The organism is Kitasatospora sp. NPDC034023, from assembly GCF_055575795.1.
Map to the genome: position 1 here is coordinate 167,942 of NZ_JBVIRY010000009.1, position 22,709 is coordinate 190,650.

The 22,709-nt window shown below is 75.5% G+C and carries 8 protein-coding genes; 7 read left to right on the plus strand and 1 reads right to left on the minus strand.

The genetic code is table 11. The features are described 5' to 3' along the window. Window positions 1–56: 56 nt before the first annotated feature. From ACZ52R_RS15930 to ACZ52R_RS15945, 4 genes are all read left to right on the plus strand, one after another. Window positions 57–13,436, plus strand: coding sequence for a non-ribosomal peptide synthetase (locus ACZ52R_RS15930; protein ID WP_465753607.1), 13,380 nt, complete (start codon window positions 57–59; stop codon window positions 13,434–13,436). A 6-nt stretch (window positions 13,437–13,442) separates the two neighbouring features. Then, window positions 13,443–14,738, plus strand: a complete 1,296-nt coding sequence (locus tag ACZ52R_RS15935) for an MFS transporter (protein ID WP_465663372.1) — start codon at window positions 13,443–13,445, stop codon at window positions 14,736–14,738. A 57-nt stretch (window positions 14,739–14,795) separates the two neighbouring features. Continuing rightward, on the plus strand, window positions 14,796–15,608 hold the full coding sequence (gene ddaH / locus ACZ52R_RS15940; RefSeq protein ID WP_360499011.1) for a dimethylargininase: 813 nt from the start codon (window positions 14,796–14,798) through the stop codon (window positions 15,606–15,608). 123 nt (window positions 15,609–15,731) lie between these two features. Beyond that, on the plus strand, window positions 15,732–15,971 hold the full coding sequence (locus ACZ52R_RS15945) for a hypothetical protein (RefSeq protein WP_360499013.1): 240 nt from the start codon (window positions 15,732–15,734) through the stop codon (window positions 15,969–15,971). Window positions 15,972–16,080: 109 nt separating this feature from the next. Here ACZ52R_RS15945 and ACZ52R_RS15950 read toward each other — a convergent pair whose 3' ends face one another. After that, the gene (locus ACZ52R_RS15950; protein WP_465753608.1) at window positions 16,081–19,260 is read right to left on the minus strand and encodes an AfsR/SARP family transcriptional regulator; all 3,180 of its coding nucleotides are present in this window, start codon (window positions 19,258–19,260) and stop codon (window positions 16,081–16,083) included. Window positions 19,261–19,520: 260 nt separating this feature from the next. On the opposite strand from ACZ52R_RS15950, the gene ACZ52R_RS15955 reads away from it, so the two are divergent. From ACZ52R_RS15955 to ACZ52R_RS15965, 3 genes are all read left to right on the plus strand, one after another. Beyond that, a complete protein-coding gene (locus tag ACZ52R_RS15955; protein WP_465621396.1) occupies window positions 19,521–20,600 on the plus strand; it encodes a hypothetical protein in 1,080 nt (359 codons plus the stop codon). Between the two features lie 179 nt (window positions 20,601–20,779). Next, a complete protein-coding gene (locus tag ACZ52R_RS15960; RefSeq protein WP_465621397.1) occupies window positions 20,780–21,307 on the plus strand; it encodes a hypothetical protein in 528 nt (175 codons plus the stop codon). Between the two features lie 355 nt (window positions 21,308–21,662). Further along, entirely contained in the window at window positions 21,663–22,697 is a 1,035-nt protein-coding gene (locus ACZ52R_RS15965; RefSeq protein WP_465753609.1) for a chitinase, read from the plus strand. Window positions 22,698–22,709: the final 12 nt, after the last annotated feature.

The window sequence follows — 22,709 nt, forward strand, 5'->3', positions numbered from 1 at the left end:
CCCGTCCCCCCAGGGCCCCGAACACCCCGTGCCGAGACGTGAGTAGAGGAAGCACCGTGATCCCGGTTTCGTACGCCCAACAGCGTCTCTGGCTGATCGACCAGATCGAGGGGCCCACCGCGCTGTACAACCTGCCGTTCGCCCTGCGCCTGCGCGGCGAGCTCGACACCGCCGCGCTGCACGCCGCGACGGCGGACGTGGTCGCCCGGCACGAGGCCCTGCGCACGGTGTTCCCGGTGGCCGGGGGAGTCCCGGTGCAGCGGATCCTGCCGGTCGAGGAGGCGCAGCCGCGCTTCCTGGTGGTGGACTGCGCACCGGCCGACTACCCCGCCCACCGGGACGCGGCGGCCGCCGAAACCTTCGACCTGAGCCGCGAACTGCCCATCCGAGTCACGGTGTTCACCCTCTCGCCGACCGAGCACGTGCTGCTCCTGGTCCTGCACCACATCGCCGGCGACGGCTGGTCCCTCGGCCCGCTGCTGCGCGACCTCGCCACCGCCTACCGGGCCCGGCTCACCGGCCACGCCCCCGACTGGGAGCCCCTGCCCATCCAGTACGCCGACTACGCGCTCTGGCAGCGCGACCTGCTCGGCGACGAGACCGACCCCGAGAGCCTGCTCGCCCGTCAACTCGCCCACTGGCGCACCGCCCTGGCCGGCCTGCCGGAGGAACTGGAGCTGCCGACCGACCGACCCCGACCGCCCGCCCCCACCGGCGCCGCCGACTCCGTGGACCTCGCCTGGGGCGCCGACCTGCACACCGCCCTGCTCGACCTCGCCCGCACCCACCGCACCACCCTGTTCACCGTCCTGCAGGCCGGCCTCGCCGCCCTGTTCACCCGGCTCGGCGCCGGCACCGACATCCCGCTCGGCACCGGCCTGGCCGGGCGCTCCGACGAGGCCCTCGACGAGCTGGTCGGCTTCTTCGTCAACTCCCTCGTGCTGCGCGCCGACACGTCCGGCGACCCGAGCTTCACCGAACTGCTCGGCCGCGTCCGGGAGGCCCAGCTCGACGCCTTCGCCCACCAGGACATCCCCTTCGAACGCCTCGTCGAGGAGCTCAACCCGCCCCGCGCGCTCGGCCGCCACCCGCTGTTCCAGACCCTGCTCGTCCTGCAGAACCACGGGCAGGACGCCGAACTCGCCCTGCCCGGGCTGGAGTCCGCCACCGAGCCGATCGGCCTGCGGGTCGCCAAGTTCGACCTCAACATCGGCATCGCCGAACACCACGGCCCCGACGGCGCCCCCGCCGGGCTCACCGGCTCGATCGAGTACGCCGCCGACCTCTACGACCACGGCACCGTCACCGCCCTGGCCGACCGGCTCGGCCGACTCCTGGCCGGCGCCGCCGCCGACCCGCACGCCCCCCTCGCCACCCTCGACGTCCTCGCCCCCGACGAGCGGACCCGCCTCCTCGTCGACTGGAACGCCACCGAGGCCCCCCGGTGGACCGGCACCCTCGCCGAGTCCTTCGAACGCCAGGCCGACCGCACCCCGCACGCCGTCGCCCTCGCCCACGACGGCGGCACCCTCGACTACGCCGAACTCGACGCCCGCGCCAACCGCCTCGCCCACCACCTCACCACCCTCGGCGTCGGCACCGAGACCCCCGTCGCGATGCTGATGGAACGCTCCGTCGACGTCATCGTCGCCACCCTGGCGGTCCTCAAGGCCGGCGGCTGCTACGTGCCCATGCACCCCGGCCTGCCGCCCGAGCGGATGACCGACGTGCTCGCCGACACCGGCGCCCCCGTGCTGCTCACCGACCGCGCCGACCCCGGCTTCCCGCACCGGGCCCTGGTCGTCCGCCCCGGCGACGAGGCCGACGCCCCCGCCCACCGCCCCGGCGTGCCCGTCCACCCCGACCAGCTCGCCTACGCGATGTACACCTCCGGCTCCACCGGCCGCCCCAAGGGCGTCGCCGTACGCCACCGCGACGTCCTCGACCTCGCCGCCGACCGGCGCTGGCAGGACGGCCGCCACCAGCGGGTCCTGCTGCACTCCCCGCACGCCTTCGACGCCGCGACCTACGAGATCTGGACGCCCCTGCTGGCCGGCGGCACCGTCGTGGTCGCCCCGCCCGGCGCCCTCGACGCCGCCGCCCTGCACGCCGTCGCCACCCGCCACGACGTCACCGCGGTCTTCCTCACCAAGGCCCTGTTCGACCTCGTCGCCGAACAGGCCCCGGAGACCTTCGCCGCCCTGCGCGTCGTCTGCACCGGCGGCGAGGCCGCCTCCGGCGTGCTGCTGCGGCGCGTCCTGGACGCCTGCCCCGACCTGCTGCTCGCCCACGTCTACGGCCCCACCGAGACCACCACCTTCGCCACCCACCACCCGCTCACCGCCGCCGACCTCGACGGCCCCCGGGTGCCGATCGGCGGCCCGCTCGACAACATGCGCAGCTACGTCCTCGACGACCGGCTGCGCCCCGTCCCGCCCGGCGTGCCCGGCGAGCTGTACATCGCCGGCGCCGGCCTGGCCCGCGGCTACCTCAACCGGCCCGGCCTGACCGCCGAACGCTTCGTCGCCTGCCCGTACGCGGACGGCGAGCGGATGTACCGCACCGGCGACCTCGTGCGGCTGCGCGCCGACGGCGCCGTGGAGTTCCTCGGCCGGATCGACGGCCAGATCAAGCTGCGCGGCTTCCGGATCGAACTCGGCGAGATCGAGGCGGCGCTCTCCCGCCACCCCGCCGTCCGCCAGGTCATCGTGATCGCCCGCGAGGACCGCCCCGGCGACCTCCGGCTGGTCGCCTACTGCACCGCCGACCCCTCGCTCACCCCCGACGAGCTGCGCACCTTCGCCGGCACCACGCTGCCCGGCTACATGGTCCCCGCCGCCGTCGTCCTCCTCGACGCCCTGCCGCTCAACAGCAACGGCAAGGTCGACCGCCGGGCCCTGCCCGCCCCCGACCTCGCCGCCGACGGCAGCGGCCGAGCCCCCCGCGACGAGCGCGAACGGGCCCTGTGCGAACTCTTCGGCGAACTGCTCGGCATCGACGACATCACCATCGACGACGACTTCTTCGCGCTCGGCGGCCACTCCCTGCTCGCCACCCGCCTCACCGGGCGGGCCCGCACCGACCTCGGCATCGAACTCTCCATCGGCGACCTCTTCCAGGCCCCGACCGTCGCCGGACTCGTCGAGCGGCTCGCCGGCCGCACCCCCGAGGCCCCCGCCCCGGCCCGCCCGGCCCTGCGGCCCGCCGCCCGGCCCGACCGGGTGCCGCTCTCCTTCGCCCAGCGCCGGCTCTGGTTCCTCGCCCAGGCCGAGGGTCCCTCGGCCACCTACAACGTCACCCTCGCCCTGCGCCTGCGCGGCCCGCTCGACGCCACCGCCCTCGAAGCCGCCCTCGGCGACGTCGTCCACCGGCACGAGGCGCTGCGCACCGTCTTCGGCGAGCAGGACGGCACCCCGTACCAGCGCGTCCTCGACGCCCCCACCGGTGGCCTGCTCACCGTCACCGACCGCCCGACGGACGAACTCGCCCGCCACACCTTCGACCTCGCCGCGGACCTCCCGATCCACGCCTACCTGCGGCCCGACGGCGCCGAGGAGCACGTGCTCGTCCTCGTCGTCCACCACATCGCCGGCGACGGTGCCTCGCTGGGCCCGCTCTACCGCGACCTCGCCGACGCCTACGCGGCCCGCCTCGACGGCGCGGCCCCGCAGTGGGAGCCGCTGCCCGTCCAGTACGCCGACTACGCGCTCTGGCAGCACGAGCTGCTCGGCGCGGAGGACGACCCCGACAGCCTGCTCGCCCGTCAACTCGCCCACTGGCGCCAGGCGCTGGCCGGTGCGCCCGAGGAGCTGCCGCTGCCGCTGGACCGCCCCCGCCCGCCCGTCGCGAGCCACCGCGGCGCGGTCGTCCCGCTGGAGTTCGACACCGCCCTGCACACCCGGCTCGGCGCGCTCGCCGCCGAGCACGGCGTGACCCTCTTCATGGTCCTGCGGGCCGCGTACGCCACCCTGCTGCACCGCTTCGGCGCGGGCCCCGACCTCACCATCGGCACCCCGTTGGCCGGCCGCCTCGACGAGGCCACGCAGGAGCTGGTCGGCTTCTTCGCCAACACCCTGGTGCTGCGCACCGACCTGTCCGGCCGCCCGAGCTTCGGCGAGCTGCTGGCCCGGGTCCGGGAGACCGACCTGGCCGCCCACGCCCACCAGGACGTGCCCTTCGAGCGCCTGGTGGAGGAGCTGAACCCGACCCGGTCGACCGCCTGCCACCCGCTCTTCCAGGTGATGCTCGCCTTCGCGGGCGCCGCCGCGGACGGGCCCGCCCTCCCCGGGGTGACGGTGGCGGAGGAACCGGTCGACTTCGGCACCGCCACCTTCGACCTCACCCTCCGGCTGGTCGAGCGGCAGGGCGCCGACGGCGCCGCCGCGGGGCTGGCCGGCGTCCTGGAGTACGCCACCGAGCTCTTCGACCGCGAGACCGCCGAACAGCTGGCAGCAGCACTGGAGCTGATTCTCCGTCAGGTCGTGGCGGATCCGGCGCGGTCGGTCGCCGAGCTGGACGTCCTGCCGGCGGGTGAGCAGGCCGATTCCGCGGCGGGCCACCCGCCACTGCCCGAGCGGGTGCCCCTGGTGCCGGCCGCCTTCGAGGCGCAGGCCGCGGACACCCCGGCGGCGGTGGCCCTGGTCTGCGGTGAACTCACCCTGACCTACGCACAGTTGAACGCCAGGGCGAACGGCCTCGCACACCGGCTGATCGCGGCGGGCATCGGCCCCGAGTGCGTCGTCGCCCTCGCGCTGCCGCGCTCGGCGGAGACGGTGGTCGCCATCCTCGCCGTCCTCAAGGCCGGCGGCGCCTACCTGCCGCTGGACCCCGAGTACCCGGCCGAGCGCACCGCCGACACGCTGGCGGACGCCCGCCCGGCGCTGGTGCTGACCGACGGGCGCTGGCCGCTGCCCGAGGTGCTCGACGGACACCGGGTGCTCGACCTCGCCGAGGCCGCGGCCGGGGCCACGACCGGGGCCGAGGACGCGCCGGACGCCGAGGAGAACCCGGCCCCGCGGGCCTCGGCGGCCGACGCCGCGTACGTGATCCACACCTCCGGCTCCACCGGCCGCCCCAAGGGCGTCGTGGTGCCGCACGGCAGCATCGCCGCCCTGCTCGCGGCCCACCGTACGGGCGTGATGGCGGGCGTCGCCCGGCAGCGGGTCGCGCTCACCGCCTCGCTCTGCTTCGACGCCTCCTGGGACGGCCTGCTGTGGCTGGTCGCCGGCCACGAACTGCACCTGATCGGCGGCGACGTGCGCCGCGACGCCCGGGCCCTGGTCCGCCACGTGCGCGAGCAGGGGATCGGCGTGCTGGAGGTGACACCCAGCTACGCCGAGCAGCTGATCGAGGAGGGGCTGCTGGCGGAGCCCGCGCCCGCCCTGGTGCTGCTGGGCGGCGAGGCCGTCGGCCAAGCGCTCTGGACGCGACTGCGCGAGGCGCCGAACACCGCCGCGCACAACCTGTACGGCCCGACGGAGTGCACGGTCGACGCCCTGACCCACCCGCTGGACGCCACCGAGCGGCCCGTGCTCGGCCGCACCGTCGCGGGCACCCGCGGCCACGTCCTGGACGAGTACCTCAACCCCGTCCCGGCCGGGGTGCCGGGAGAGCTGTACCTGGCCGGCGCGGGTCTGGCCCGCGGCTACCTGGCGCGGCCGGGCCTGACGGCGGAGCGCTTCGTCGCCTGCCCCTTCGAGCCCGGCGCCCGGATGTACCGCACCGGGGACCTGGTCCGCCGCACCCGCGACGGAGAACTCGAATACCTGGGCCGCACCGACCACCAGGTGAAGATCCGCGGCTTCCGGATCGAACTCGGCGAGATCGAACGCGCCCTGACCGCGCACCCGCAGGTGCTCCAGGCCGCCGTCCTGCCCGACGAGGACGGGCTGCGCCTGGTCGCCTACGTGGTCACCGACGGCCCGCTCGACCCGGCCGACCTGCGGACCACCGCCGCCCGGACACTGCCCGGCTACATGCTGCCGGCCGCGATCGTGCCGCTGGACGCGCTGCCCCTGAACGCCAACGGCAAGCTCGACCGCCGCGCCCTCCCGGCGCCGGACTTCGGCGCGCTCTCGGCCGGTCGGGCGGCGCGCACGCCGCAGGAGGAGATCCTCTGCGGTGTGTTCGCGGAGGTGCTCGGCCTGGAGGCCGTCGGCATCGACGACGACTTCTTCGACCTGGGCGGCCACTCGCTGGTGGCCACCAAGTTGCTCAGCCGGGTCCGCGCGGCGCTGGGGGCGGAGTTGGGCATCCGGGACGTCTTCGAGGCGCCGAGCGTGGCCGGGCTGGCCGTCCGCCTGGACGCCGGCTCGGAGCGCCTGGCACTGAGCGCGGGCCGTGAACGGCCGGAGCGGGTGCCGCTCTCCTTCGCCCAGCAGCGGCTCTGGCTGATCGACCGGATGGAGGGCCCCAGCGCCCTCTACAACGCGCCCCTGGCGCTGCGCCTGGCAGGGGAGTTGGACACCGCCGCGCTGCGGCTCGCCCTCGGCGACCTGGTCGCCCGGCACGAGAGCCTGCGCACCCTGATCGCGGAATCCGACGGCACCCCGTACCAGCGGGTCCTCCCGGCCGAAGAGGCCGAGGTCCCGCTCGAAGCCCGGGACTGCCCGGCCGCCGAGGTGCCCGCCACCGTGGCCGCACTGTGCCGCCGCGCCTTCGACCTCCGCACCGAACTTCCCGTCCGCGCCGCCCTGCTGCGTGTCTCGGCCGAGGAGCACGTGCTGGTCCTGGCACTGCACCACATCGCCAGCGACGGCTGGTCCCTCGGCCCGCTGGTCCGCGACCTCACCTCCGCGTACACGGCCCGCGCCGGCGGCACCGCCCCCGGCTGGGCGCCGCTGCCCGTCCAGTACGCCGACTACGCGCTCTGGCAGCGCGAGCTGCTCGGCGAGGAGACCGACCCCGACAGCCTGGCCGCCCGCCAACTCGCCTACTGGAGCGAGACCCTGGCGGACCTCCCGGACGAGGCGACGCTGCCGCTGGACCGCCCCCGCCCGCCCGTCGCCTCCCACCGCGGCGACCGGGTCGCGCTCACCCTCGGCGCGGACTGCCACCGCGACCTGGTCGCGCTGTCCCGGGCCCACCGGGTCACCCTGTTCATGACCGTCCAGGCCGCGCTCGCCGCCCTGCTGACCCGCCTCGGTGCGGGCACGGACGTCCCGATCGGCTCGGTGGTCGCCGGGCGCTCCGACGAGGCCCTGGACGAGCTGGTCGGCTTCTTCGTCAACACCCTGGTGCTGCGCACCGACACCTCCGGCAACCCGAGCTTCACCGAACTGCTCGGCCGGGCCCGGGAGACCGCCCTCGGCGCCTACGCCCACCAGGACATGCCCTTCGAGCGCCTCGTCGAGGAACTCAAGCCGACCCGCTCGCTGGCCCGCCACCCGCTGTTCCAGATCATGCTGGTGCTCCAGAGCAACGAGCAGGCCGAACCGGCCACGGCGGGCCTGCACGTCGAACCCCTCGCGGCCGCCACCGGCTCCGCCAAGTTCGACCTCAGCCTGATCGCCGAGGAGTCCTTCGGCCCCGACGGCGAGCCCGCCGGAATCGACTGCGCCCTCGACTACGCCACCGACCTGTTCGACCGGGAGACGGTCGAGGCGATCGCCGTCCGGTTCGGGCGGCTGCTGGCGGCGGTGGCCGCCCGGCCCGAGCTGCCCATCGGCCGGATGGAGCTGCTCTCGGCCGAGGAGCACACCGCGCTGCCGACCGCCGGGGGCGCGCTGCCGGCCGAGGTCCCGCTGCTGCCGGCCGCCTTCGCGGCCCAGGCCGCCCGCACCCCGGAGGCCGTGGCGCTGGTCTGCGGCGACACCGCCCTGACCTTCGCCGAGCTGAACGCCCGGGCCAACCGGCTCGCCCGCCGCCTGCTGGCCGCGGGCGCCGGCCGGGAGTCGGTGGTCGCCCTCGCGCTGCCGCGCTCGGCGGAGACGGTGGTCGCCATGCTGGCCGTGCTCAAGTCCGGCGGCGCCTACCTGCCGCTGGACGCCGAGTACCCGGCCGAGCGCACCGCCCACATGCTCGCGGACGCCCGCCCCGCCCTCGCCCTCACCGACGACCGCTGGCCGCTGCCGGAGGTCCTGGCCGGGCTGCGCACCCTGGACGTCGCCGCGTCCTTCGAGGGCAGCGCCGCCGACCCGTCCGACGACCGTGCCGCAGACCTGTCCGACGAGAGCGCCGCCGACCCCGAGTGCGGCATCGACCCGGGCGACGCCGCCTACGTCATCTACACCTCCGGCTCCACCGGGCGCCCCAAGGGCGTCGTCGTGCCGCACGGCGCCGTCGCGGCCCTGCTCGCCGCCCACCGGGCCGCGCTGATCCGGGGCACCGAGCAGGCCCACGGCCGGCAGCGGATCGCACTCACCGCCTCGCTCTGCTTCGACGCCTCCCTGGAGCCCGTGCTCTGGATGTACGCCGGACACGAGCTGCACCTGATCGGCGACGAGCTGCGCCGCGACCCGGCCGCACTCGTCCGCCACACCGCCGCGGCGGGCATCGACGCCCTGCACATCACCCCGTCCTACACCGAGCAGCTGATCGAGGAGGGGCTGCTGGACGCACCCGCGCCGCGACTCCTGCTGCTCGGCGGCGAGGCCATCGGCCAGGCGCTGTGGCAGCGGCTGCGGGACGCCGAGGGCACCGCGGGCCACAACTTCTACGGCCCGACCGAGGCCACCGTGTACGCGCTCACCCAGCCGCTCGACGCCGTGGAGCGGCCCGGCCTGGGCGGCCCGATCCCGGGCACCCGAGGCTACGTCCTGGACGAGTACCTCAACCCCGTCCCGGCCGGGGTGCCGGGGGAGTTGTACCTGGCCGGTGCGGGTCTGGCCCGTGGCTACCTGGCGCGGCCGGGCCTGACGGCCGAGCGCTTCGTCGCCGACCCGTTCGGAGAGCCGGGCGCCCGGATGTACCGCACCGGCGACCTGGCCCGCCGCACCCGCGACGGTGGCGTGGAGTACCTGGGCCGCACCGACCACCAGGTCAAGATCCGCGGCTTCCGCATCGAACTCGGCGAGATCGAACAGGTGTTGGCGCGCCACCCCGCCGTCCGCCAAACCGTGGTCACGGTACGGGAGAGCGACACCGGTGACCGCCGGCTGGTCGGCTACTGCACGGTGGACCAGGTGGACCAGGTGCGCCAGGATGCGCCCGAACTGGCCGTCGAGCTGCGGCGGTTCGCCGCCGAGTCGCTGCCCGGCTACATGGTGCCGGCCGCCGTCGTCCTGCTCGACGCCCTGCCCCTGACCGGCAGCGGCAAGGTGGACCACCGTGCCCTCCCGGCGCCGGACTTCGGTGCGCTGTCGGCCGGTCGGGCGGCGCGCACGCCGCAGGAGGAGATCCTGTGCGGGCTGTTCGCGGAGGTGCTCGGCCTGGAGAGCGTCGGCATCGAGGACGACTTCTTCGACCTGGGCGGCCACTCGCTGCTGGCCACCAAGCTGCTCAGCCGGGTCCGCGCGGCGCTGGGTGCGGAGTTGGGCATCCGGGATGTCTTCGAGGCGCCGAGCGTGGCCGGGCTGGCCGTCCGCCTGGGCACCGGTTCGGAGCGCCTGGCGCTGAGCGCGGGCCGTGAACGGCCGGAGCGGGTGCCGCTCTCCTTCGCCCAGCAGCGGCTCTGGCTGATCGACCGGATGGAGGGCCCCAGCGCCCTCTACAACCTGCCCCTCGTCCTGCGCGTGGCAGGGGAGTTGGACACCGCCGCGCTGGAACTCGCCCTCGGCGACGTGGTCGCCCGGCACGAGAGCCTGCGCACGCTGGTCGCCGAGGAGGACGGCACCCCGTACCAGCGGATCGTGCCCGCCGGGCAGGCCCGCGTCGAGGTCGAGCTGCTGCCGCCCGGCACCCCGCCGGAGCTGTGCACGGCGCGCCCCTTCGACCTGGCCACCGACCTCCCCGTCCGCGCCCACGTCATCCCGGCCCCGGCCGGCGAGCACCTGCTCGTCCTCGTCCTGCACCACATCGCGGGCGACGGCTGGTCGATGGGCCCGCTGCTGCGCGACCTCGCCACGGCCTACGCGGCCCGCACCGCGGGCGCGGTGCCGACATGGTCGCCGCTGCCCGTCCAGTACGCCGACTACGCGCTCTGGCAGCGCGAGCTGCTCGGCGAGGAGACGGACCCCGAGAGCCTGCTCGCCCGCCAACTCGACTACTGGCGCGAGGCCCTGGCCGGCCTGCCCGAGGAGCTGTCACTGCCCGTCGACCGGCCGCGCCGGGCGGCCGCCAGCCACCGGGGCGAACGCGTCGTCGTGCCCTTCGGCGCCGAACTCCACAGCGCTCTAGGTGAGTTGGCGCGCGAGCACCGAGTGACGATGTTCATGACCGCCCAGGCCGCGCTCGCCGCCCTGCTGACCCGCCTCGGTGCGGGCACGGACGTCCCGATCGGTTCCGTGGTGGCCGGGCGCTCCGACGAGGCCCTGGACGAGCTGGTCGGCTTCTTCGTCAACACCCTGGTGCTGCGCACCGACACCTCCGGCAACCCGAGCTTCACCGAGCTGCTGGCCCGGGTCCGTGAGACCCAACTCGACGCCCACGCCCACCAGGACGTGCCCTTCGAGCGGCTGGTGGAGGAGCTGAACCCGGCCCGGTCGCTGGCCCGCCACCCGCTCTTCCAGGTGATCCTGCTGCTCGAGGGCGCCGGGGACTCGGCGCCGCTCGCCGGGGCGGGGCTGGACGCCTCCGTGGTGTCCTCCGGCGGGTCGGTCGCCAAGTTCGACCTGTGCGTGGGCCTCGCGGAGTCCTTCGACACGGACGGCGCCCCCGCCGGCCTGGAGTGCGCGATCGACTTCGCCACCGACCTGTTCGACCGGGAGACGGTCGAGGCGATCGCCGTCCGGTTCGGGCGGCTGCTGGCGGCGGTGGCCGCCCGGCCCGAGCTGCCCGTCGGCCGGATCGAGCTGCTCTCGGCCGAGGAGCACACCGCGCTCCCGATCGCCGGGGCCGCGCTGCCGGCCGAGCTCCCGCTGCTGCCGGCCGCCTTCGCGGCCCAGGCGGCCGAGACCCCGGAGGCCGTGGCGCTGGTCCGCGGCGACACCGCGCTGACCTACGCCGAGCTGAACGCCCGGGCCAACCGGCTCGCCCACCGCCTGATCGGGGCGGGTGTCGGCCCGGAGCGCGTCGTCGCGCTGGCTCTGCCGAGGTCGGTGGAGAGCGTGGTGGCGATCCTGGCCGTGCTCAAGTCCGGCGGCGCCTACCTGCCGCTGGACGCCGACCACCCGGCCGACCGCATCGCCGACACCCTCGCCGACGCGGCCCCCGCCCTGGTCCTCACCGACGGCCGGTGGCCCAAGCCCGAGGCGCTGGCCGGACTGCGCACCCTGGACGTCGCCGAGCCCTCCGAGGACCGCACCGCCGACCCGGCGCCGCGCGCCGAGGCCGGCCACGCCGCCTACCTGATCTACACCTCCGGCTCCACCGGCCGCCCCAAGGGCGTCGTCGTCCCGCACGGCAGCATCGCCGCGCTGCTCGCCGCCCACCGTACGGGCGTGATGGCCGGCGTCGCCCGGCAGCGCGTCGCGCTCACCGCCTCGCTCACCTTCGACGGATCACTGGAGCCCCTGCTCTGGCTGTTCGCCGGGCACGAGCTGCACCTGATCGACGACGAGTTGCGCCGCGACCCGGCGGCCCTGGTCCGGCACGTCCGCGCCACCGGCATCGGCGCGATGGACCTCACCCCCTCCTACGCCGAACAACTCCTGGCGGAGGGCCTGTTGGAGGAGGCCGCGCCGTCGGTGCTGGTGCTCGGCGGTGAAGCCGTCGGACAGCACCTCTGGACCGCCCTGCGGGCGGCACCGGACACCGCCGCCCACAACCTCTACGGCCCGACCGAGGCCACCGTCTTCGCCCTCGCCCAGCCCGTCGACGCCGTGGAGCGGCCCGGCCTGGGCGGCCCGATCCCGGGCACCCGAGGCTACGTCCTGGACGAGCACCTCAACCCCGTCCCGCCGGGCGTGCCCGGGGAGTTGTACCTGGCCGGTGCGGGTCTGGCCCGTGGCTACCTGGCGCGGCCGGCCCTGACGGCCGAGCGCTTCGTCGCCGACCCGTACGGAGAGCCGGGCGCCCGGATGTACCGCACCGGCGACCTGGCCCGCCGCACCCGCGACGGTGGCGTGGAGTACCTGGGCCGCACCGACCACCAGGTCAAGATCCGCGGCTTCCGCATCGAACTCGGCGAGATCGAACAGGTGTTGGCGCGCCACCCGGGGGTGAGCGCCGCCGCCGTCCTGCCCGACGAGGACGGGCTGCGCCTGGTCGCCTACGTGGTCCCCGCCGGCCCGCTCGACTCCACGGGCCCGCTGGACCCCGACGGCCCGCTGGATCCCGCGGACCTGCGCGCCTTCGCCGCCGACCACCTGCCCGGCTACATGCTGCCCGCCGCCGTCGTCCCGCTGGCCGCCCTGCCGCTCACCACCAGCGGCAAGCTGGACCGCACGGCGCTGCCCGCACCGGACTTCGGGCTGCTCACCGGCGGCCGCGCCGCCCGGACCCCGCAGGAGGAACTCCTCTGCGCGCTGTTCGCCGAGACCCTCGGCCTGGAGGGCGTCGGCATCGACGACGACTTCTTCGACCTCGGCGGCCACTCCCTGCTCGCCATGAAGCTGCTCGCCCGCGTCCGCGCCGCCCTCGGTGTGGACCCCGGCATGCGGGCGCTGTTCGAGGCGCCCACCGTGGCCGGACTCGCCCGCCGGCTCGACGACGGCCCGGCGGCCGACGCCCTGGACGTCCTGCTGCCGCTGCGCACCGGCGGCGACCGCGCCCCGCTGTTCTGCGTCCACCCGGCCGCCGGCATCAGCTGGGTCTACTCCGGCCTGCTGCGCCACCTCGGCACCGACCAGCCGGTGTACGGCCTCCAGGCCCGCGGCCTGCGCGGGGGTGCGCCGGCCAGCGTCGCCGAGATCGCCGAGGACTACGTGCGGCAGATCCGCGCCGTGCGGCCGGCCGGCCCGTACCACCTGCTGGGCTGGTCCTTCGGCGCCGTGGTCGCCCAGGAGATGGCGGTGCGGCTGCAGGCCGAGGGCGCCGAGGTCGGCCTGCTGGCCCTGCTGGACGGCGCCCCGGCGGCGCGCACCGCCGACGCCCCGGTCGTCGAACCCGTGGACACCCTGGACGAGTTGCTGCGCTCGCTCGGCCACGACCCGGCGGACGGCCGCGGCCTGGAGAGCCTGAAGGCCGTGCTCGGCGAAGCCGTCGCGGTGCTGCCCGAGGTCTTCGACCGGCACCGCAAGCTGATGGCCGAACACGTGCCGGACCGCTACCGGGGGGACGCCGTCTTCTTCGGGGCGACCACCGGCAAGCCCGCGGACTGGCCGTACGAGCAGACCTGGCGGCCGTACCTGGACGGTCGGATCGAGCCCCACCGGCTCGCCTGCGCGCACGGCGAGCTGACCCAGCCGGAACCCCTCGCACGGATCGCCGCCGTACTGGCCGAGAAGCTTGGAGCGTGACCCGCGATGACCACCACCGTCCCGATCAAGTCACCGGTGCGGCCGGACCGGCCGCGCGGCCGGTGGGGCCTGTGGGCCCAGGGGGACTTCCGCCGGCTCTGGATCGGTGAGACCACCAGCAACCTCGGCACGGCCGTCGGGAGCGTGGCGCTGTCCCTGGTGGCCGTGGTCACCCTGGACGCCGGCCCGCTCGCGGTGGGCGTGATCAACGCCGCCTCCTGGCTGCCCTGGCTGTTCCTCGGACTGCCGGCCGGCGCCTGGGTGGACCGCTGGCCCCGGCTGCGGGTGATGCTGATCTGCGACCTGCTGCTGCTCGCGCTCTTCGGCAGCGTCCCGGTGGCCGGCTGGCTCGGGCTGCTCTCCCTCGCCCAACTGGCGGTGGTGGCCCTGCTGACCGGGGCGGTGAAGGTGTTCTTCTCCACCGCGTACGGGGCGGTGCTGCCCACCCTGGTGGCGAAGGCCGACCTGCTGGAGGCGAACGTCAAGCTGCGCTCCGGCGCCTCGGCGGCGGAGATCGCCGGCCCGGGCGTGGCCGGTCTGCTCTCCCAGGCCTTCGGCGCCGCCAGCGGGATGCTCGCCGACTCGCTCACCTACCTGGTGTCGGCGGTCTGCCTGCGGCGGATCCGGACCGAGGAGCACCCCCCGCCGGTGTCCGAACGGCGCGGCATGCCGCAGGAGATCGGCGAGGGCGTCCGGTTCCTGCTGCGTGACCCGTACCTGCGCACGCTGGCCTGCTTCGCCGCGGTCGGCAACCTCGGGCTGAACGGCATCCAGGCGGTGCAGACGGTCTTCCTGGTGCGCAGCGTGGGGATCGAACCCGGTGCGGTGGGCGCGGTGTTCGCGCTGGTGAGCGTCGGCGGGCTGGCCGGGGCGATGCTGGCCGGGCGGATCGCCCGCCGGCTCGGCACCGCGCGCGGGCTGATGGTCTGCGAGCTGGTGGTCGCGCCCTTCATCCTGCTGCTGCCGCTGGCGGGCGAGCGGCTCCCGCTCGTGGTGAGCGCGCTCGCCTGGGCGGTCGCGGTCTGCGGCGTGGTGGCGGGCAACGTCCTGGCCGGCAGCTTCTCGCAGGCCTACTGCCCGCCCGAGCTGATCGGGCGGATCCGGGCCAGCTCGGCGACCGTCAACTACAGCGCGATCCCGGTCGGCGCCCTGCTCGGGGGCTGGCTCGGCGAGGTGATCGGCGCCCGCAGCACCATCTGGCTGATGGCGGGCGTGCTGCTCTCGGCCGGGCTGGTGCTGCTGGCCGGCCCGCTGCGCGGCCTGCGCGACTTCCCGACCCGGCCGGCGGAGCCCGCCGCCTGACCTTCCCCGCCTGACCGTCTCCCCCTACCGTCCCGCACCCCCACACCGGAGGACCCGATGACCCGCACCGCCCGTCCGCGCCGCTACCTGATGTGCCGTCCGGAGCACTTCGACGTCACCTATGCGATCAACCCCTGGATGGACCCGGCCAAGCCGGTGGACACCGACCTCGCCGTCGCCCAGTGGGAGCGGCTGTACGCCCTGTACGCCGAGCTCGGCCACCACGTCGACCTGATCGACCCGCTGCCCGGCCTGCCCGACATGGTCTACGCGGCCAACGGCGCCACCGTGGTGGACGGCCGGGTGCTCGGGGCGCGCTTCCGCAACGCCGAGCGGGCCGCCGAGGGCCCCGCCTACCTGGAGTGGTTCCGCGACCGGGGCTTCGCGACGCACGACCCGGAGCACGTCAACGAAGGCGAGGGCGACCTCCTGCTGACCGCGAGCTTCGTGCTGGCCGGGCGGGGCTTCCGCAGCGTGGCGGAGGGGCACGCGGAGGCGCAGGAGTTCTTCGGCCGGCCGGTGGTCGGCCTGGAGCTGGTCGACCCGCGCTTCTACCACCTGGACACCGCGCTCTCGGTGCTCGACGGCGACGAGATCATGTACTACCCGGAGGCGTTCTCGCCCGGCAGCCGGACCGTGCTGCGCCGGCTCTTCCCGGACGCCCTGCTGGTGAGCGAGACGGACGCCGAGGTGTTCGGGCTCAACGCGGTGAGCGACGGCCTGCACGTGGTGCTGCCCGAGGCGGCGGTGGGTCTGGCGGCGCGGCTGCGCGAGCGCGGGTTCCGGCCGATCGGGATGGACCTGAGCGAGCTGCTCAAGGGCGGGGGCAGCGTGAAGTGCTGCACCCTGGAGATCCGCGAGGCGGCCTGAACCGGGCCCCGGTGACCAACGGTGCTCCGCCGTAGATCGACCGTTGACCGGCCCTCGCAAGACTGGTGCCACACCACGACGGAGACCTTCCCGACCGGGGAAGACACCAAAGGAGCACCAGAGATGACGCAGCGTCCGGCCACCGCCCCCGCCCGCCTCCGGCTGTTCACCGTCGGCCTGGGGGTGGTCGTCGCCCTGGGGGCCGGCCTGGCCGGCACGGCCGCGGTGGCGGAGACGGCCGGCACCGGGACGGCGACGGTGGTGGTCGGCGACGCGACGCCGACGCCCACCCCCGCCACCCCCAGCCCGACCGCCACCACCGGGCACGGCAGCACCCCCGACTGGAACAGCACCGGCTCCTGAGCGAGCCGCCGGTCCCATTGCAGGATCGATTCTTCTCAGCCAATCAGCCGTGAATCAGCCCTGGGCCAGCCCTGGGCCAGCCGTGAATCGGCAGGGCAACAGCACTGACTCAGCAGCGACCGGTCAGCGGGACGGTCGCCGCCTCCCGCTCGTCCTCCCGCTCGTCCTCCCGCTGCCCGTCCTCCCGCCGCCCGTCCCGAGCCGACGGGACGCCGTCCCCGCCCGGAGCGAGCAGCCCCGCCACCTCGTGGGCGTCCGGCAGCCCCAGGCGGACGAAGATCGCGTGCGCCTCCCGCCACCGGCCCCGCGCCTCGGCCCCGCGTCCCAGGTCCGCCAGCGTCCGGCCCAGCACCACCAGCGCCTGCGCGTGGTCCCGCTCGGCCCCCAGCTCCTCGCACAGCGCCAGCGCCTGCCCGGCGTGCTCCAGTGCCTCCTCCGTCCGGCCCAGCGACCGCAGACTGTCCGCCAACCGGTAGCGGGCGTGCGCGGCCCGGGCCTGCAGACCGGCCGCCGAGGCCACCGCCAGGCACTCGCCGAACCAGGTGACCGCCTCCTCGTGCCGCTCCAGCCCGTGCAGCGCCAGCCCCAGCACGTACAGCGTGTACGCCCGCCCGGGATCGTCGTTGCGGGTGCGCAGTTCGGCCAGTGCCTCGTGGCAGATCGCCACCGCCTCGGCGGCCCGACCGCTGCGCACCCGGGCCAGCGCGGCGTTGACCGTCGTCACCAGCTCCCCGGAGCGGTGGCCGAGTTCGCGGGCCAGCAGCAGGGCCTCGTCGTAGTGCTCGACGGCCTCGTCGTAGCGGCTGAGGAACTGGCAGACCAGGCCGAGGTCGTTCAGCGCCTGGCGCAGGATCACTGTGTCGCCGGCCGAGCGGGAGGCGGCCACGGCCAGGCGGGCGGCCGCCTCGGCCTCCTCCAGCCGGGTGGCGGCCAGCGCGACGTTGCCGCGCAGGAAGTGCGCGCGACCGGCTGCCCGGTGGTCGGCGCGGTGGGTGGCGGCGTCGGCGAGGGCCTCGGCGGTGGTGGCGAGTTGGCGGCCGGGCGGGGCGAGGGCGAAGGGGGTGAGCGCGATCAGCAGGTCGATCGCGGCGCGCAGCGGGTCCGGCAGGGCGTCCCGGGCGCCGGGACCGGAGTCGGCGTCGGAGGGGACGGCGTCGGCGGGAGCGGGGACGGGGCCGGGGGAGGGGGCCTCGGCCACCGTCCAGGCGGCCACCTGGGCGGCCAGCGCGATCGCCCCGGAGCCCTCCGCCTCGGCCCAGGCCCGGGCACCGTCCGGGCCGCCCAGCTCCACCCCGGCACTGCGGGCGGGCCCGAGCGCACCGGCCGCCGGATCCCCGGGGACGGCGTGCTGGAAGGCCGCGCACGCGGTGGCCAGCAGGTGGTCCAGCAGCCGGTCGCGGGCCTCGACGGCCGCGCCCGGGGCGTCGGGCCGGCGCCGGGCGAAGGCGCGCAGCAGGTCGTGGTAGCGGTAGCGGCCGGGGAAGGGCGACTCCATCATCGCCACGTCCACCAGGGCCTCCAGCAGGTCCTCGGCGTCGTACTCGTCGAGGTCCAGCAGGGCGGCCGCGGCGGCCAGGCCGATGTCCGGGCCGTCCACCGAGGCGACCAGCCGGAAGGCGCGGGCCTGGGCGGGCGTCAACTGGCGGTAGCTCAGTTCGAAGGCGGCCTCGACCGCCAGGTCGCCGATGCGCAGCTCGTCGATCCGGCGCCGTTCCACCGCCAGCCTGCGGCCCAGCGTCTGCACCGTCCAGCTCGGCCGGGCGGCCAGCCGGGCCGCCACGATCCGCACCGCGAGCGGCAGGTGGCCGCAGACGTGCAGCAGGTCCCGGGCGGCCTCCGGCTCGGCGGCCAGCCGTTCGGCGCCGATGGTGCGGCCCAGGAGTTCGAGCGCCTCCTCGGGCTCGAAGACGTCGAGGTCCGTCTGGACGGTCGCGGGTATGCCGGAGAGGCGGGTGCGGCTGGTGGTGAGTACGGCGCAGCCGACCGCGCCCGGCAGCAGGGGCCGGATCTGCACGGTGTCGTGGACGTTGTCGAGCACCAGCAGCAGCCGTCGGCCGTCCACCGCGGAGCGGAACAGCGCCGAGCGGGCGTCCAGTCCTTCCGGCACCGCGTCGGCCGACACTCCGAGGGCCAGCAGGAAGGCACTGAGCACCGCCTCCGGGTCGGCCGGGGTGGGGTCGGCGCCCCGCAGGTCGACGTAGAGCTGACCGTCGGGGTAGGTCTCGCGGGCGCGGTGGGCGACGTGCAGGGCCAGCGCGGTCTTGCCGACTCCGCCCATGCCGACCACGGTGGCGATCACCAGCGCCTGCTGCCCCGGGGTGCCGAGGGCCTCGCCCAGCCGTTCGACGAGGACGGTGCGGCCGGTGAAGTCTGCCGCATCGGGCGGCAGTTGGGCCGGTCTTGGCGGTGCCGCCACCGGATCGACGGGCGGCTCCGGCGGGGCGGGCTCGGCAGCGGCCGGCTCCGCCGGGCCGGCCGGGGGCGCGGCGGGCGCCACGGCGGCCGCCGGAGCGGCGGGCTTCGGGGCGGCGAGCGCCGGGTCGCCCTCCAGGATCCGCCGGTGCAGCAGGTCCAGCTCGACCCCGGGCTCCACCCCCAGCTCGGCCAGGAACAACTGACGCACACTCCGGTAGACCGCCAGGGCGTCCGCCTGCCGCCCGGCCTGGTACAGCGCGCGCATCAGCAGCCCGTACGCCCGCTCGTGCAACGGGTGTTCGGTGGTCAGCGAGGTCAGCTCCGGAATGCACCGGGAGTACCGGCCCAGCGTCAGGTCCAGCGCGATCCGCTCCTCCAGCAGGGTCAGCCGCAGCTCCTCCAGCCGCTGGCGCTGGCGCTGCGCGAACGGCCCGGGGATGCCGGCCAGCGGCTCGCCCTGCCACAGGTCCAGCGCCTGGTTCAGCAGGTCGCGCGCCTGCTGCGGCTGTCCGGCGGCCGCCGTGCGCTCGGCCTGTGCCGCCAGCTCCTCGGCCTGCGCCGCGTCCACGGCGTGCTTGGGCAGCACCAGCCGGTAGCCGTCCCCGAACGAGGTCAGCACGTTCGGCGCGTCCGACTCCTCGCCGTGGAGGACCTTGCGCCACCGCCAGGCGTACGTCCGCACCGTCGTCATCGCGGTGCCCGGAGGCTCCTCACCCCACAGGGCGTCGATCAGGTCCGTGGCACTCGCGCCGTGTCCCGGCCGGAGCAGCAGCACCGCCAACATCGCCTGCTGCTGCGGACTTCCGACCTTCAGTACGGTAGTGCCACGCTGGGCCCGCATCAGTCCCAGCACCGAGAACCGGAAATCACCCATTCCTGCACCTGCCCGCCTCATGTGCTCGCCCCCGCCCGCGCACGTGCTTCCCCCCGATGATGAGCCCCTATCAACCCACGGCACCCCGGGGGCTGTCGAGAGATCGTCGACCCGGTGGTGATCCCGTGTTGATCGACCGTCACCACAATCAGTGGTGTGGCTCCCCTGCCGTCGGCCCGGCACGACCCGCCGGGCCCGCCACACCCCCGGCCGCCGGACCGCTGCCCGGCGACCACCCCAGCTCTCGGAGGCGGACGCCCGTGAACACCGACCTGCTCTACCGGCTGCTCGACGTCGACCCGGACGTCGGACCGGTCGAACTGCTCCAACGCGCCCGCGCCGTCCGCGACCTCCCGTACCTGGTGCTCGCCGCGCTCGCCCGGGAGGACGTCCGGATGGGCGACCACGCCCGGGCCGAACTGCGGCGCGCCCGGGACCGCTCCGACTGCTACGCCCGGCTCGCCCGCGACCTCGCCGGCGCCACCGGAGTCCGCCCGATCCGGGACCTCCCGCTGGCCGGCTACTACCCGTCCGACCTGCCCCGGCCGCTGGGCGAGCTCACCCTCGTCAGCCCCACCGAGGCCGCCCTCTGGCAGGCCGTCAACCGGCTGGTCACCGACCACCCGGTGGAGTCCGTGGAGGTCACCCTGCTCGGCGAGCGCCCCCGGCACACCGCCGTCACCGTGCGCTGGCCGGCCGAGGACCCGCTGCTCGACCCCTGGTACCAGGTACGGCTCGCCACCGCCGCCCTCGCCGGCGACCTCGCGACCGTCCCGGTCCGCCCCTACCTGGCCGCCGACGACCACGTCGAGGGCCTGATCGCCCTCGCCGAGGAAGGCCTCGGCCGCACCTTCCACGCGGGCGACGTGCTCGACGTGGCACACCTGACCGGGCAGCCCTTCGAACCCGTCGAGACCGCCGCCGTCGTCGCCGCCTACCGGCTCGCCCCGGAGACCGTCGCCCTGCTCGACCTCGCCGCCGAACACCTGCCGCTGGGCTCCCTCGCGGGCGTGCGCACCGTCCTGGAGGCCGAGGTCGCCCCCGAACTCCAGCGCCGCCGGACCACCACCCGCCCGCTCCGACCGCGCCACGGCACCCTGCTGCGCCGCACCGTCACCCGGCACCAGTGGGACGAGGCCGTCCTCCTCCCGGCGGGCGCCGCCACCCTGCTGCTCACCCCGGTCGCCGACTACCTGCTCACCCCGGAGGGCACCCGGCCGACCGTGCCCGAACGCACCGCCGCCCTCGCCGCCCTGCACGTCTGGGACACGACGGCCCCCGGCACCCCGGGCACCCCCGGCACGGCCCCCTGCGGCCTGTCGCGGCCGCGCCACCGCTGAGCTCCGCTCCGCGGGCGTGGCGGCGCTCCGCGCAGGTCGGGAGCCCCCGTGGAACGGATGCCGTGCGCCGCGCGGTTCAGGCCGGATCCGGGCCGATCGAACCCCGGACGATGCGCCGTCCGTGGTACCGGCTGAGGCCGGTCGGCAGCCGGCACGAGGACGGACACGGGAGAACAGCGATGGCCAGGTACCAGGGCGCGAGCCGGATCACGGTGACGGCGGTGGAGGGACGGTATCCGCAGCGGGCGGTGGTGACCGTCCGGGGCGCCGCGCCGGTGGAGATCCCCGGCGAGGTCGGCGCCGTCCACACCGTCGAGGCGAAGAGCTGGCAGCTCGACCTGGAGCACCGCGACCAGGGCGAGTGGTGCCCCAACATCCGTGCCGTCCAGGGCCGTTGGCAGGAGATCCGGGGCGTGGAAACGCAGGTCGTGCACAGCCGCAACCGCGACCGGACCGGCGACCGGCAGGACCGCAACCTGGTGCTGCGGATCGAGCGGGTCACGCCGCGTGGTGACGAGCCCGCCGCCGTGACCGCCCCCGCCGCGCGCCGCACCACCACCGGGCACCACGCCCCGGCGGCCTCCACGGGCCCGGCCGCGCCGCGCACCTCCGCCGGCCCGGCGAGCGGCCCGGCGATCGGCACCACGGGCGGCAGCACGGCCCCGAGCGTACGGACGACCACCTCGGGCTCCTCCTGGAGCGGCTGACCGGGGTCGGTCGCGGCGGTCCGGATCGGGCACGGCGGTCCGGGCGCGGGCACCCGGCGGTTCCGGGGCGGGTACCCGGCGGTCCGGATCGGGCGCGGCGGGCCGGATCGGGCACGGCGGTCCGGGCGCGGGCACCCGGCGGTTCCGGGGCGGGTACCCGGCGGTCCGGATCGGGCGCGGCGGGCCGGCGGCAATCGTTGGGAAACTTTCCTAACGAAAGCCATTGACCCCGGGGCCTCGTGCCCCGATCCTGTGAGACACCCGTCGGCGGACCGCCGCCGTCCGCACGGGTGGACCGCTCCCGCCTCCCTGACCCACCGTCACCGTATTCCTGGCTCGACGAAAGTGAGTTGGCATGCGCAAGACCATCGGAGTCCGTCTCACCGCCCCGCTGCTCGCCACCGCCCTCGCCCCGGCCGCGCTCCTGCTGGCCCCCGCGACCTCCGTGGCGGCGGCCCCCACGTCGGCATCCCCTGCGGCGGCGGCCCCCGCCGCGACGGCCGTGCCCGGGATGGCCGCCGCACCGTACGAGTACCTCGGCTGGGGCAACCCACAGAAGCCGGCCGACGTGATGAAGGCGGCCGGGGTCAAGTGGTTCACCCTGGCGTTCATCCTCTCCGACGGCGGGTGCACCCCGAAGTGGGACGGCAGCCGGGCGCTCGCCGGGGGCTCCGACGAGGCCGCCATCAAGTCGATCCGGGCAGCCGGCGGTGACATCGTGGTCTCGGTCGGCGGGTGGAGCGGGAACAAGCTCGGCGAGAAGTGCACCAGCGCGAGCGCGCTGGCCGGTGCCTACCAGAAGGTGATCGACGCCTACCAGCTGAAGGCGCTCGACATCGACATCGAGAACACCGAGTTCGGCAACGCGACGGTCCGTCAGCGCGTGGTCGACGCGCTCAAGATCGTCAAGGCCAAGAACCCGGGCATCGTCACCTACGTCACCATGGGCACCACCCCGAGCGGCCCGGACGCCAACGGCAAGGACCTCATCAAGCGGGGCGCCGCCGCCGGCCTGGCGAACGACGGCTGGGTGGTGATGCCTTTCGACTTCGGTGGCCACAGCGGCAGCATGGGGCAGGCGACGGTCGGCGCGCTCGACGGACTGAAAGCCGCGGTCAAGAGCGCGTACGGCTACAGCGACGACGCCGCGTACCGGCACATCGGCGTCTCCTCGATGAACGGCAGGACCGACGAAGCGGGGGAGACCGTCACCACCGGCGACTTCCGCACCATCCTCGGGTACGCGAAGCAGCACCACCTCGCCCGCTTCGCCTTCTGGGCCGTCAACCGGGACCGCGCCTGCGGCTCCGGCACGGACGCCGACGCCTGCAGCGGCGTCACCCAGTCCCCGTACGAGTTCACCAAGATCGTCGTCCAGTACCAGGGCTGAGGCGCCCCGGCG